The sequence below is a fragment of the Thiovibrio sp. JS02 genome (assembly GCF_053485635.1).
Genome location: NZ_CM130715.1, coordinates 1,357,853 through 1,370,489, shown reverse-complemented (window position 1 = coordinate 1,370,489; position 12,637 = coordinate 1,357,853). Strand labels below are relative to the sequence as shown.

The following is a 12,637-nucleotide window of genomic DNA, read 5'->3' as shown; positions in this document are numbered from 1 at the left end:
GCGCCAGGTTCGAGATTGACGCCTCTAGAGAAGACCCGCTTCGGCGAGCATCGCCTTGGCCGCGTTGAAAAGAGCCTCCTTGCCCGATTCGCTTCTCGCCTCGACGTAGAAGCGCACCTTGGGTTCGGTGCCCGAGGGTCTGATCATGAGCCAACTGCCGTCCATGAAGATCATTTTCCGGCCATCGATGGCAATGACCTCGGCGATCTCTTTTGTCGCTTCGCCAATGGGCACCATGACCCCGGGCCGGTATTTTTCGAGCCTGGCCAGGCTGTTGAGCAGGGTTTCGCCCTGCTGGCTCACCGTGACCCCGCCCCGGGCCGGGTAGAAATAACCGAACCGCTCCTGCAGTTCGCCAAGACAGACGCCGAGATTCTTGCCGGTGCTCAGCAGCATGTCCAGGGCGAGAATCAGGCCGATATAGGCATCCTTTTCCGGAGTATGGCCGACGGCGGAAATGCCGTCTGATTCTTCGAAACAGATGAGCGCCTTGCCTATTACCGGCTTGAACTCCTTGAAGCCGACCCTGGGTTCGAAGACCTTTTCTCCCAGTGCCCCGGCAATGGCATTGGCAAAGTTGCTGGTGGCGACGGTCTTGGCGACCAGCCCTTTTTTGCCTTTTTTTTCGTGCAGGTAATGGAAGGCCATGGCCCCGAAGAAATTCATGTCGATTTCCACTGTCCCGTCGGTGAAACGGATGCGGTCGGCATCGGGGTCGATGATGGCGCCGAGTTTTTTCGTTTCCGGCCTCTTCCGAAGGGTGGCCAGAACCTGCTGCATGTTTTGGGAGGATGGTTCCGGTGCCACTCCGCCAAAGGTCGGATCGGCTGTATCCCGCAGTAAGATGAGGCGGCCTGATTCCCGGTTGCCGAAAAGGGCCTTCATGTGCACGCGGCTGGCGCCGTGCACGCAGTCGATCACCACCACGCAATCCTCGTCGGCATGGAAGCGCCTGATGATTTCCGGATAATCCAGGCCGTGCAGATTTTTTCCTCTCCCGACAAGCTCCTGCCAGCAGGCAAGGGCGTTGCAGGGTTTGCTCACCCCCTGCTCGGTCGAGAAAGGAATCGCTTTGTTTGCCAGCGCCAGGCGCCGGGCATTTTCGGTGATCGCGTTGGTGACCGGAGTTGCGGCAGGGCCGGCATCGGCGGCATTGAACTTGAACCCGCCATACTCAAGCGGGTTGTGGCTCGGGGTGAGGTTGATGGAAAAGGCGGCCTGCAAAACGAGAACAGCGGCGGAGAGCGTGCCGGTGGTGGCTTCCCGGGCATAATGGACGGAAATGCCGTTGCCGCTCAGAACCTGCACGACGCGTTCGGCCAGCAGGCTGCCGCCGAAACGGTTGTCGAAACCGACCACTGCCCCGCGTTTTTGGGCCTCGGCAAAACTCCTGACGCCAAGATCGGCGGCAAGGCCGGAATCCTGGTCGAGATTTCGGTACATGTCGATGATGGCCTGGGTGACCAGACCCACCGAGTGCAGGTTCAGATCCTTGCCGATAATGCCGCGCCAGCCCGAGGTGCCGAAGGAGATCTCTTGTCTGGGCGGTTTGCTGCTGGTGATGATTTCGTCCTCAACCAGGGTGTATGCCTTGCCAATGGCTGCCGCGATCTCCGTTGCCTCGGGAGAATCCTGGGGCAGGGCGTTGCGCATGGCCACCAGCTCCTTGATCAGGGGAAAGTAGTCGCTTTCGGAGTGGTTGTTTTCCCGGACATGGTTCAAAAAAAGCTGCTTGATACGGTCATTGCTCATTGTGTGCGCACCCTGTGGTTGAAAATGGGGAGTGGAAACAAAAAAAATACATGCTCATCTGATTTATGATATAAGCATAGCATAATCTCAATTTGATTCTCTAACATGATGTTGAAAAAAGCCGTCCCGGCTTTTTCCAGACCCGCATTCGCGGATATCGATTCGGCGGGTGTTGATCTGATTTTTTCAGGATGTATTTTCCCCGGTCCGCATCGTGCTCGTGGCGTGTGGACAATGTTCGTTGCAAGGCTGGGCATCTCCCGGGAAAGCGGTCGGAAAACAGAGCAGGTATTTGCCGGCAAGGTCAGGTTTCGGTTGACCCCTGAGGCAAGATTCGCTATACAGTGTTGGCGTTTGCCGCATAATTATTGGATATTTTTTTAGTACGTTCTTCGTATTAAACTCTTAAATAAAAAAATTGGGAGCAGAGCACGATGGGTAAACATGATGAGGCTTTCATTCTGTGGTTTGATGAGATCGGTATTGAGGATGTCCCCCTTGTCGGTGGCAAGAATGCCTCTCTGGGTGAAATGCATCAGAAGCTTACGTCAAAGGGGGTTGCCGTCCCGAACGGTTTTGCCATCACCGCCTATGCCTACCGGCATCTGCTGAAAACCGCCGGGGTTGAAAAGGCGATCGAGGACGCCCTGGCCGGTCTTGATACCCATGATCTGCGGAACCTTCAGGCCCGGGGCGAAAAAACCCGTAACATCATCCGCAACGCCGAGTTTCCCGAGGATCTGCGCAAGGCCGTCCTGGAGTCGTACAGGAAAATGGAGGCCGAGTACGGCCCCAACGTCGATGTTGCCGTGCGTTCTTCGGCCACGGCCGAGGATCTTCCCGACGCCTCCTTTGCCGGCCAGCAGGAAACCTACCTGAACATCCGCGGCCCGGAGCAGCTCATCGACGCCTGCCGCCGCTGCTTTGCCAGCCTTTTCACCGACCGGGCCATTTCCTACCGCCATGACAAGGGCTTTGGCCAGTTCGACGTCTATCTCTCCATCGTGGTGCAGAAGATGGTGCGCAGCGACTCCGCCTCTTCCGGGGTCATGTTCTCCATCGACACCGAGAGCGGCTTCAAGGATGCGGTATTCCTCACCGGCGCCTGGGGCCTGGGCGAGAACGTGGTGCAGGGCGCGGTCAACCCCGATGAGTTCTACATCTTCAAGCCCACCCTGAAGCAGGGCAAGAGGCCCATCGTCGGCAAGCGGGTCGGCAGCAAGGAAATCAAGATGGTCTACAACGACGACCCCAAGGCCAAGGAGCCGGTCAAGAACATCGGCACCACTCCCGAAGAGCGCGGCAGCTATGTGCTCAACGACGACGAGATCCTCCAGCTCGCCAACTGGGCCTGCATCATCGAGGATCACTACAACAAGGGCATGGACATCGAATGGGCCAAGGATGGTGACGGCGTCAAGGTCGGCACCGGCAAGCTCTTCATCGTCCAGGCCCGTCCCGAGACCGTGCACTCGCAGGATACCAAAAAGATCATGGAGACCTATGTCCTGAAAGAGAAGGGCACCGTCATCGCCACCGGTCAGGCCGTTGGCGCCAAGATCGGCCAGGGCGAGGCCAATGTCATTGAAAAGGTCGCCGACATCCACGACTTCAAGAAGGGGCAGGTGCTGGTCACCGACATGACCGATCCGGACTGGGAGCCGATCATGAAGATCGCCTCCGCCATCGTCACCAACCGCGGCGGCAGAACCTGCCACGCGGCCATTATTTCCCGCGAGCTTGGCATTCCCTGTGTCATCGGCACGGTCACCGGCTCAAAAATGATCAAGGCCGGCGCGCCGATCACGGTTTCCTGCGCCGAGGGCGAAACCGGCAACATCTACGATGGACTGCTGAAGTTCGAGGTGGAGCGTCTCGATCTCGAAACCGTGCCCGCCACCAAGACCAAGATCATGATGAACGTCGGCATTCCCGAGAAGGCCTTTTCCGAAGGGCAGATTCCCAACGAGGGTGTCGGCCTGGCCCGCGAGGAGTTCATCATCAACTCCCACATCGGCATCCACCCCCTGGCCCTTTACTACTTTGACGACCTCCTGGCCAAGGCCAAGGCCGGGGACAAGAAGATCGCCGAGATCGTCAGCCGGATCGAGGCCAAAACCACCGCCTATCCCGATGACAAGAAGCAGTTCTTCATCGACAAGCTGGCCGAGGGTGTCGGTCGTATCGGCGCCGGTTTTTATCCAAAGGATGTCATTGTCCGTCTCTCCGACTTCAAGTCCAACGAGTATGCGAACCTGATCGGCGGGGTGCTTTACGAACCCGAGGAGAGCAACCCCATGATCGGCTGGCGCGGCGCTTCCCGTTATTATGATGCCAAGTACAAGGTGGCTTTCGAGCTGGAGTGCAAAGCGCTTTTAAAGGCGCGGAACGAGATGGGTCTGACCAATATCAAGCTGATGGTGCCCTTCTGCCGCACTCCGGAAGAGGGCCGCAAGGTCATCGAGGTAATGCGTGAGTTCGGCCTGGTCCAGGGCGAAAACGGCCTGGAGGTTTACGTGATGTGCGAGATTCCCTCCAACGTCATTGCCGCCGATGCCTTTGCCGACGTCTTCGACGGCTTCTCCATCGGCTCCAACGACCTCACCCAGCTCACCCTGGGCCTTGACCGCGATTCGGATCTGGTTGCCCACATCTATGACGAGCGCAACCCGGCGGTGAAGACCATGGTCAAGATGGTGATCGATACCGCCAAGCGCCGCGGCCGCAAGATCGGCATCTGCGGGCAGGCTCCCAGCGATTTCCCCGATTTCGCCACCTTCCTCGTCGAGTGCGGCATCGATTCCATCAGCCTCATCTCCGACACCGTCATCAAGACCCGTCTGGCCATTGCCAAGAAGGAAAAGGAACTGGGCATCAAGGCCTGAGTTTTTCAGAGAAAAGAGCAATAAAAAAGGGGGCGCGGCGATTATGCCGCGCCCCCTTTTTTATTGCCGGAATCCGGGGGAGGTATGGAGGGCCGTGAAACGGAAGGGTGTTACTTCAACTCGGCCAGCCGTTTCTTTGCCGCGGCAACCTGTTCGCTCTGCGGGTAATCGGCGAGCAGTTTGTTGTAGACGATTTTCGCCGTTTCCTTTTCGTCGAGCCTTTCAAAGGCCTGCGCCTGCTTGAGGAGGGCGGCCGGAGCCTTGTTGCTCTTGGGATAGTCGGCGATGACCTTTTGATACTCCAAAATGGCCAGCTCGAACTCCTTCTGCTGGAAAAGACATTCGCCCAACCAGAAGCGGGCATTGGGGGCCAGGGCGCCGGAGGGGTTTTTTTCGAGATAACTGGAAAAATCGTTGTACGCTTCTTTGTATTTCTTGGCATTGTAGGCGGCAAGGCCGTTGTTGTAGAGGGTGTCCTTGCTGGTCGGTTCCTTTTCCTCCGCCGCCGGGGCGGCGGCGCTCTTCGGCTCCGGCTCCTTCCGGACCGCTTCGCCTGCTTCCTTCTCGCCGGCTTTTTTCTTGGTCTGCGAAGGCTCTATGATGCGCGGGCCGCCGGCTTCCTCCGCCTTCCGGTGGGCGTCCTCCGCCGCCTTTGCCGCCACGGCGGCCCGCTCGGCAGCTTCTCTGGCGCGGGATTCCTGCAACTGGGAGAAGTTCTCGGAGACCGAGGAGAGCTGGGTGTTCAGCTCCTTGTTCCTGGCGCTTAATTCGTTGACCTGGGTCTGGAGCTGATCGATGCGGCCGCCGCCGCTCTGCTTCAAATTCGCCTGCTCGTCCTGCAGCTTGCGGAGCTGGTGGGTATGTTCATCGAGCTTGCCTTCGAGCTGGAGAAGCCGTGATTTGATCTGATCCAGCTGATTGCCCATTTCCGCCTGGGTACCGCGCTGGTTTCTCAGGGCATTGAAGTTGCGGTCCATTTCCGTGAGCTTCGTGTCCATGGTGCGCAGGCGCAGATCCATGCCCCGCACATCGCTTTGCGCGGCGACGCACTGCATGAGCAGTGGGGAAAGGCAAAGGGTGAGGGCGAGGTTTGTCATGGTTTTTTTCATGGTATTCTCCCTTTTTTCTGGCAAAAGAACCTACATATCCTGGCGGGGGGACCATTGCGGCGAAAACTGGTCACCTTTCAGGTTGAAAAGGGTGCGCAAACCGGCCCCGCTTTTGAAAATAGCGCAAATTTCCTGCTTGTTGTTGCGTTTTCTCGAAAAGGCAATCTGGCGTCCATCCGGCGACCAGCTGGGCGATTCGTGCTCTCCCCATGACTGGGTTATCTGCACCGGGGTGCCGCCTTCCGGCTTGATCATCATGATATGCCTTGTGCCGTTGACGAGTCCGGTGTAGGCGATCCAGTCTCCCTTGGGAGACCAGTTCGGGGTGGTGTTTTCGTTGCCCAGAAAGGTGATGCGTTTCACCGCCTTTGTCTTGATCTCCATGACATAGACCTGCGGGGTGCCGCTGCGGTCCGAAACAAAGGCCATGCTCTTGCCGTCCGGCGACCAGCTTGGCGAGACATTGATGCCCTCGCCGTTGGTAAGGCGCCGCAGCTCGTTGCCGTTGTTGTCGATGATATAGATGTCCGGATTGTTGTCCTTGCTGAGGGTGGCGGCCATCACCTTGCTGTCCGGCGCCCAGGATGGGGCCATGTTCAGCCCCTTGCGCCGGGAAATGGGCGTGGTCTTCCGCAGGGTGCTCAACTCGGTGATGTAGAGGTTCGGGTTGCCGCGATGATAGGAGGTGTAGGCGAGCAGCTTGCCGTCCGGGGAAAATCGGGGGGAAACGGCAAGGTACTCGTGTTGGGTGACCTGGCGGATATCGTCGCCCAGGACATCGGCAAGATATACCTCTTTGGCGCCGGTGCCGTTTGAAACAAAGGCAAGCTGGCTAAGGCTGATGCCCTGTTCGCCGGTGAGCTGCAACACCACCTCGTCGCAGAACTTTTTCAGCATATCCCTGGTTTTGCTGGTTGCGCCCTTATAGCGGCGGCCCAGTATCATCCGCCCGCCCTGGATGTCGGTAAGGCGCATTTCCAGAGCAATGCCGGTCTGATCGAGTTCATACTGGCCCAGGACGGTGAACTCGGCGCCGATGGCGGGCCAGTCCCACTCCTGGCTGCCGTTGTAGGTGTTGGGGTTGATGATTTCCACGAAGCCGTGAAAGGCAAGGGCGCGGCTCATGAGATCGGCCATCCTCTTCCCGGAGTCCGCCATTTTGTCAGGATGCGCCTTGTCGACAAAGTAGGGCACCGCGATGTTGACCTTGCGAAAATTCGGGGAGGTGATGTCCAGATATACCCTCGCCTCAGCCCGCGGCGCGGAAATGGCGCAGATGAGAAAGAGGGCCAGGGCCGGCAGCAATCGTGAAATTTTTTGTGTACGGATTTTGGCGCGCAACATGATCAAAGCACTTCTCCCGGCCTGAACTTGAGGCCTATTTCCATTTCTTCATCTTCAAGCCCCACGGGAAACGCCGGCAGGGGCGACGAGTCCTTCAGGGTTTTTTCGACAAATTGGTTAAAGTAGATGTTGTCTGATTTCTTTTCAAAGAATTTGTTGATCACGACGCCGTCCCTGCGGACCCGGATGACGACAATGGCCTCGAGATCGTCCTTCCAGCTCTGCAGGTCCGGCAGTCGCCAGTTTTCCTGAATCTGTTCATTCACCGCCAGCAGATAGCGGCGCAGATTCTCTTCCACCATGGCGCCACTGCCGGCGCCTGGGCCGGTGCCGGTGGCGGTCGCCGAGGTTCCCGTTGCCCCGGGGCCTCCCTTGCCGGCTACCTGTCCGGCCTTGAGGGACTGCTTGAGGCTGGCCATGGCGGATTTCAGTTTGGCTTCGGCATCGGCCCTGGCCTTGTCCGCAACAGCCTTGGCCTTTTCTGCCTCTGTTTTTGCCTTGTCGGCGTCAGCCTTGGCTTTTTTCGCCTTTTCTTCGGCAAGGAGCTTTTCCCGCAGCTTCTTTACCTTCTCGATATCCGCCTTATCCTTTTTCTTGATCGGCTTCAGGGAGATGGTGTTTTTGGCAACAGGCTCCGCCTTGACGGGTTCCGTTTTTTTCACCGGCTCCGCTTTCACCGGTTCCGGCTCCTTGACCGGCTCGGGCGCCTTTTTTTTCGCTTCCGGCTTCGGCTCCGGGGCTGGCGCTTTCCGGGCAGGGGCCGCCGCCGGCGCGCTTTGCCTGATATCCTGCACGGTAAAGAGGTTTACCGTTTGCACCTCCTGGATCTTGGGGCGAAAGCTGAAAAATTTGGGGGCAAAATAGCCGACCAGGAAAATAAGAAGGTGCATGCCGATGGCAAGGAGCATGGAAATGCGCCACTGTTTTTCCGGATCTTCCGAGCTGGGGAGATAAAAGTGCGGCACGTCGTATCTTATCTCTTCGCTTTTTCGATTTCAGGCTGGGTGATCATGCCAAGCTTGTCAAACCCCGCCGTCTTGATATCGCTCATGACGGAAACGACCAGTCCGTAAGGGACATCCTTGTCCGCCCGCAACAGGATGGAGCTGTCCGTGCCTTTCTTGGCCAGATCGGCAAGCTGTTGCTTGATCAGCGCCTGGCTGCCCTTGCTCTGATCGAGAAAGATCTCCCCTTTTTTATTGATGGAGACGATGATCGGTTTTTTCTCCTGCTGCAAAGGCCGCGCGGTGGTCTCGGGGAGATTGATGTCGACCCCCTGGGTCATCATGGGCGCGGTGATCATGAAAATGATCAGCAAAACCAGCATGACGTCCACCAACGGCGTGACATTGATGTCCGAAACCAGGCGTCTCTTGCAGCTTCCGCCCTCTTCTACAGGACCCATGGCATGTTACCCGGCTGAAAAATTATCCCTGACGGGAGATGAAATCGCGTTCGACAAGATTCAGAAAATCAACGGAAAAGCTGTGCATCCTGCTTTCGATATCCGCCATCTGGTTGGAATAGTAATTGTAAAAAACAACCGCCGGAATGGCAACGGCAAGGCCCGCCGCCGTTACGACCAGTGCTTCGGATACGCCCGGCGCCACCACGGCCAGCGAGGCGGAGCCGCGCATGCCGATCTCATGGAAGGAGGTCATGATGCCCCAGACCGTGCCGAACAGACCGATGAACGGGGTGGTGCTGCCGGTGGTGGCCAGGAAGGGCAGGGATCTCGACAGGCGGGCCGACTCCATGTTTTCCGCCTTGCGTAGTGCCCGCTTCAGGGGTTCCATCCCGGCGAGGCGCGCTTCCAGGGTTTCTTCGGCGGAACGGCTTGAGGTGTGGGTCTTGCCGAGCTTCTGCAGTTCGTGGTACCCGGCCTTGAAGATGTGCGCCTCCGGACAGAGGGTCAACTCCTGGGAGTACTTCACGGCCTCGGCAAGGTTCTTGCTCTGCCAGAAGGTGTCCAGGAAGTCTTCGCTTTCCAGCCTGGCCTTCTTGTAAAGGGAAAACTTTTGAAATACGATGAACCATGAATAGAGCGAAAACCCGAGCAGTAGCAGCATGACGCATTTCACCACGAGTCCTGCCCCTAAAAACATTGCGAAAACATTAAGCTCTCCCACTTGCTGCAATCCTCTTCATAGTAATGGTTGGATAATGGATGACGTGTAATGCCAAATTCCCAAGGATAAACATGGCTGGAACAGTTGGTGCTGTTCTGAAAAGAAAACGAGGTGAATTTGTTCCGGCTGATATGCCCCTAAACAGTATGGCTATCTTTAATTTTTTTTCCCTGACTTGTCAATCTTACTCCCTGGCAAAGGGAGGGGCACCTGAAAAAAACCGGACTGGCCCCCGTCCGGCCCATCTTTTAATTTTTTTGACATCGTTTGGCAAAGAGGGTATTTGTTTACCCTTGAAATTTGGGCAAGGCAGGCGCTGACGTCGCGTGGCCTCGGGAGATGGCAGCCGGCGGTTTCCATGGCCGACCGATGGTTGAAAAAGCCAGGCACGGTTTTTTCAACGGATTGTTTATTGTTTAATGAAGAGCAGGAACTCACCCATGAGAGAGATCAAAATTGGATTGATTGGCTTTGGTACGGTCGGCAGCGGTTTGGCGGAGGTGCTCCTTCTGCAGTCGCAAAGGCTGCGGCGGAAAACCGGGGCCGTGATCAGGCTGTGCCGGGTTGCCGACATCAGAATCGAGGCCCTGCCTCCGCAATTTTCCGATATAGAACTGGTCCGGGATGCGGATCTGATCTTCAAGGATCCGGATATCGACATCGTGGTCGAGCTGATCGGCGGCATCGAGCCGGCCAAGACCTTTATTCTGAAGGCCATCGAGCATGGCAAGCATGTGGTGACCGCAAACAAGGCGTTGATCTCCCAGCACGGCATGGAGATTTTCGAGGCGGCGGCGAAAAAAAACGTCGAGGTCGGTTTCGAGGCCAGCGTCGGCGGCGGCATCCCTGTGATCAAGGCCCTGAAGGAAGGGCTGGTCGCCAACAGGATCCTCTCCATCATGGGCATCATGAACGGCACCGCCAACTACATCCTCAACCGGATGACCGACTTCGGCATGGGCTTTGACGAGGTGCTCAGGGAAGCGCAGGCAAAGGGGTATGCCGAAGCCGATCCAACCTATGACGTGGAAGGGATCGACACCGCGCACAAGCTGGTGATCCTGATGACCATGGCCTACGGCATGAAAGTCAGCCTGAGCGACGTGAGCATCGAGGGCATCAGCCAGATCGAGCCCATCGACATCACCTTTGCCCGGGAGTTCGGCTATCGCATCAAGCTGCTGGCCATCAGCAAGAATCACGGCGATACCGTGGAAGCGCGGGTGCATCCCACCATGGTTCCGGAAAAACATATGCTGGCCAATATCGGCGGCGCCTATAACGGCATCCATTTCACCGGCGACATGGTTGAGGACATCCTCCTCTATGGCCAGGGCGCCGGCAAGATGCCCACCGGCAGCGCGGTTGCCGCCGACGTCGTTGATATCGCAAGGAATATCCTCAACAACAGCATCAACCGGGTGCCCTGCCTTTCCTATCTGCCCGCGGAGATCAAGGCCAGGGGGATCACCCCGATGGAGAACCTGCGCGGCTGTTACTATTTCAGGATGACGGCGGTGGACAAGCCCGGTGTGCTTTCCACCATTTCCGGCGTCCTGGCCAAATACAATATCAGCATTGAATCGGTGATCCAGAAGGGCAGGGAGAAGAAGGGCACGGTGCCCATCGTCATCCGCACCTACGAAGCCGGCGAGGCCTCGGTCCGCAAGGCGCTTGCCGAGATTGACGCTTTGGACATCTGTACCGACAAGACCGTGAAGATCCGGATCATGGATGACCATGAAGAGCGGTAAACCCCTCAAATACGTCATTCTGGTCGGCGACGGCATGGGGGATCTCCCCATTGCCGAACTGGGCAACAAGACCCCGCTCCAGGTGGCGAAAACCCCGGCCATGGATGCCGTTGCCAGCAAAGGGGAACTCTGTCTCCTGCGCACCGTGCCGGACGGGTATCCGCCGGGCAGCGACGTGGCCAACCTCTCCCTGCTTGGCTATCTGCCCGCCGAATGCTACAGCGGCAGGGCTCCGCTTGAAGCAGCCAGTCTCGGCGTCGATCTGGCCAGGGACGAGATCGCCTTTCGCTGCAATCTGGTCACCCTGCGTTTTGCCGAGGACGGCCGCGTTTTCATGGAAGATTACAGCAGCGGCCATATCAGCAGTTCCGAGGCCAGGATTTTGCTGGAGGGGATCGAGGAGGTTGCCGGGTCTTCGCGCCTGCGCTTCTATCCCGGGGTCAGCTACCGTCATCTTCTTGTCCATGACGGCGTCCTTCCAGGGCTCGTCACCGTGCCGCCCCATGATCATACCGGGCGCGAGGTCAGCGAATTCTGGCAACGCTACCAGGCCTATCCCCACCTCAAGGAGGCGCTTGCCAAAGTCGTGGCATTCCTTGCCGACCATCCGGTGAACCGGGCCCGCAGGGAAAAACAGCTCAATCCCGCCAACGCCATCTGGCTTTGGGGCGAGGGCAAGGCGCCCGTCATGCCGAGCCTCAATGCGCAGTACGGCATTGAGGGCGCCCTGATCTCGGCGGTGGATCTTTTAAAAGGCATCGGGGTCTACGCCGGGCTTTCGATCATCGACGTGCCCGGCGCCACCGGCTATCTGGACACCAACTACGGGGGCAAGGCCAAGGCCGCGCTCGACGCCCTGCGGGACAAGGATTTTGTTTTTGTCCATGTGGAAGCGCCCGACGAAACCGCGCATCAGGGTCATCTGCGGGACAAGATCCGCGCCATCGAGGATTTTGACCAGAAGATCGTGCAACCGGTACTGGAGGGGCTCAGACAGATGGGTGCTGATTTTCGCCTCGTGGTGGCCATGGATCATTTCACCCCCCTGGCCATCCGGACCCATGGCCGGCAGCCTGTACCGGTCGCTATTTATGATTCCCGCGAGTTTTCTCCCGGGTCCGGCCTGCCCTACGACGAGGAGAGCGCCGCCCAAACCGGCAGGCTTCTCGCCGACGGCCGGGAATTTTTTCAACGTATTCTTGAGCGGGGTTGATGGCGGAGAAAAGCCTGAACATGGGGGAGCCGATCCATCGGCATCTCCTGCGCGTCATTTACGGCGACACCGATTCCGGCGGCGTTGTCTACTACGGCAACTATCTGCGCTATTTCGAGGCGGCGCGCACCGAATTCATGCGGGCCCAGGTCACCTCCTACAAGGCGATCGAGGCAAGCGGTTTCATTCTGCCGGTGGTGGAATGCCATGTCCGTTACAAGGCTTCCGCCCGCTACGACGACCTGTTGGTGGTGGAAACCTGTCTTGCCGAGGTGCGGCCCCTTTCCTGCCGGTTCAATTACCGGATCACGAGGGAAGAGGACGGCAGGCTGCTGGTCCAGGGATATACCGTGCATGCCGCGGTGACGGCCAACGGCAAGCTCGCCAGGCTGCCGGCGGATATCCTGGCGCAGCTGCAAAAAAAATCGGCAAAGCCGGCATAATTCCTTTA

Annotated in this window: 11 protein-coding genes; 5 read left to right on the top strand and 6 right to left on the bottom strand. The window is 58.0% G+C overall.

Annotated features, from left to right (window positions below):
* Nucleotides 1-24: 24 nt before the first annotated feature.
* Nucleotides 25-1,752, bottom strand: coding sequence for a phosphoglucomutase (locus tag ACUUL3_RS06375; RefSeq protein ID WP_448555666.1), 1,728 nt, complete (start codon nucleotides 1,750-1,752; stop codon nucleotides 25-27).
* A 434-nt stretch (nucleotides 1,753-2,186) separates the two neighbouring features.
* Here ACUUL3_RS06375 and ppsA point away from each other — a divergent pair, with 434 nt between their 5' ends.
* A complete protein-coding gene (gene ppsA / locus ACUUL3_RS06370; RefSeq protein WP_448555664.1) occupies nucleotides 2,187-4,637 on the top strand; it encodes a phosphoenolpyruvate synthase in 2,451 nt (816 codons plus the stop codon).
* Between the two features lie 110 nt (nucleotides 4,638-4,747).
* Here the strand turns inward: ppsA and ybgF are convergent, their stop codons facing one another.
* Genes ybgF through tolQ form a run of 5 tightly spaced genes read right to left on the bottom strand, consistent with a single transcriptional unit; the run spans nucleotide 4,748 to nucleotide 9,195 of the window.
* Complete coding sequence (gene ybgF, locus ACUUL3_RS06365; RefSeq protein WP_448555662.1) at nucleotides 4,748-5,746, bottom strand: tol-pal system protein YbgF; 999 nt, start codon at nucleotides 5,744-5,746, stop codon at nucleotides 4,748-4,750.
* Nucleotides 5,747-5,776: 30 nt separating this feature from the next.
* On the bottom strand, nucleotides 5,777-7,090 hold the full coding sequence (locus tag ACUUL3_RS06360; RefSeq protein ID WP_448555661.1) for a protein TolB: 1,314 nt from the start codon (nucleotides 7,088-7,090) through the stop codon (nucleotides 5,777-5,779).
* Nucleotides 7,091-7,092: 2 nt separating this feature from the next.
* Nucleotides 7,093-8,055 carry a TonB C-terminal domain-containing protein gene (locus tag ACUUL3_RS06355; protein WP_448555659.1) on the bottom strand — a complete coding sequence of 321 codons (963 nt, stop codon included), beginning with the start codon at nucleotides 8,053-8,055 and terminating at the stop codon, nucleotides 7,093-7,095.
* Between the two features lie 8 nt (nucleotides 8,056-8,063).
* A complete protein-coding gene (gene tolR, locus ACUUL3_RS06350) occupies nucleotides 8,064-8,495 on the bottom strand; it encodes a protein TolR (RefSeq protein ID WP_448555657.1) in 432 nt (143 codons plus the stop codon).
* A gap of 22 nt (nucleotides 8,496-8,517) precedes the next feature.
* Nucleotides 8,518-9,195: a protein TolQ gene (gene tolQ, locus ACUUL3_RS06345; RefSeq protein WP_448556444.1), complete on the bottom strand. Its 678-nt coding sequence runs from the start codon at nucleotides 9,193-9,195 to the stop codon at nucleotides 8,518-8,520.
* A 95-nt stretch (nucleotides 9,196-9,290) separates the two neighbouring features.
* On the opposite strand from tolQ, the gene ACUUL3_RS06340 reads away from it, so the two are divergent.
* The 4 genes from ACUUL3_RS06340 to ACUUL3_RS06325 all read left to right on the top strand — a co-directional run bounded on the left by ACUUL3_RS06340 (nucleotide 9,291) and on the right by ACUUL3_RS06325 (nucleotide 12,629).
* Complete coding sequence (locus ACUUL3_RS06340) at nucleotides 9,291-9,539, top strand: hypothetical protein (RefSeq protein WP_448555655.1); 249 nt, start codon at nucleotides 9,291-9,293, stop codon at nucleotides 9,537-9,539.
* Between the two features lie 120 nt (nucleotides 9,540-9,659).
* The gene (locus ACUUL3_RS06335; RefSeq protein ID WP_448555653.1) at nucleotides 9,660-10,973 is read left to right on the top strand and encodes a homoserine dehydrogenase; all 1,314 of its coding nucleotides are present in this window, start codon (nucleotides 9,660-9,662) and stop codon (nucleotides 10,971-10,973) included.
* Nucleotides 10,960-12,186, top strand: a complete 1,227-nt coding sequence (locus ACUUL3_RS06330) for a cofactor-independent phosphoglycerate mutase (RefSeq protein ID WP_448555651.1) — start codon at nucleotides 10,960-10,962, stop codon at nucleotides 12,184-12,186. Before ACUUL3_RS06335 ends, ACUUL3_RS06330 begins: the two co-directional genes overlap by 14 nt.
* Nucleotides 12,186-12,629, top strand: a complete 444-nt coding sequence (locus tag ACUUL3_RS06325) for an acyl-CoA thioesterase (protein ID WP_448555649.1) — start codon at nucleotides 12,186-12,188, stop codon at nucleotides 12,627-12,629. The genes ACUUL3_RS06330 and ACUUL3_RS06325 overlap by 1 nt, the downstream gene beginning before the upstream one ends.
* Nucleotides 12,630-12,637 lie beyond the last annotated feature (8 nt).

Coding starts and splice junctions, on each gene's coding strand:
- ACUUL3_RS06340 (WP_448555655.1), top strand. CDS start 9,291: ATGGCTGGAACAGTTGGTGCTGTTCTGAAAAGAAAACGAGGTGAATTT.
- ACUUL3_RS06375 (WP_448555666.1), bottom strand. CDS start 1,752: ATGAGCAATGACCGTATCAAGCAGCTTTTTTTGAACCATGTCCGGGAA.
- ACUUL3_RS06335 (WP_448555653.1), top strand. CDS start 9,660: ATGAGAGAGATCAAAATTGGATTGATTGGCTTTGGTACGGTCGGCAGC.
- tolR (WP_448555657.1), bottom strand. CDS start 8,495: ATGGGTCCTGTAGAAGAGGGCGGAAGCTGCAAGAGACGCCTGGTTTCG.
- ACUUL3_RS06360 (WP_448555661.1), bottom strand. CDS start 7,090: ATGTTGCGCGCCAAAATCCGTACACAAAAAATTTCACGATTGCTGCCG.
- ACUUL3_RS06325 (WP_448555649.1), top strand. CDS start 12,186: ATGGCGGAGAAAAGCCTGAACATGGGGGAGCCGATCCATCGGCATCTC.
- ACUUL3_RS06330 (WP_448555651.1), top strand. CDS start 10,960: ATGAAGAGCGGTAAACCCCTCAAATACGTCATTCTGGTCGGCGACGGC.
- tolQ (WP_448556444.1), bottom strand. CDS start 9,195: ATGTTTTTAGGGGCAGGACTCGTGGTGAAATGCGTCATGCTGCTACTG.
- ybgF (WP_448555662.1), bottom strand. CDS start 5,746: ATGAAAAAAACCATGACAAACCTCGCCCTCACCCTTTGCCTTTCCCCA.
- ppsA (WP_448555664.1), top strand. CDS start 2,187: ATGGGTAAACATGATGAGGCTTTCATTCTGTGGTTTGATGAGATCGGT.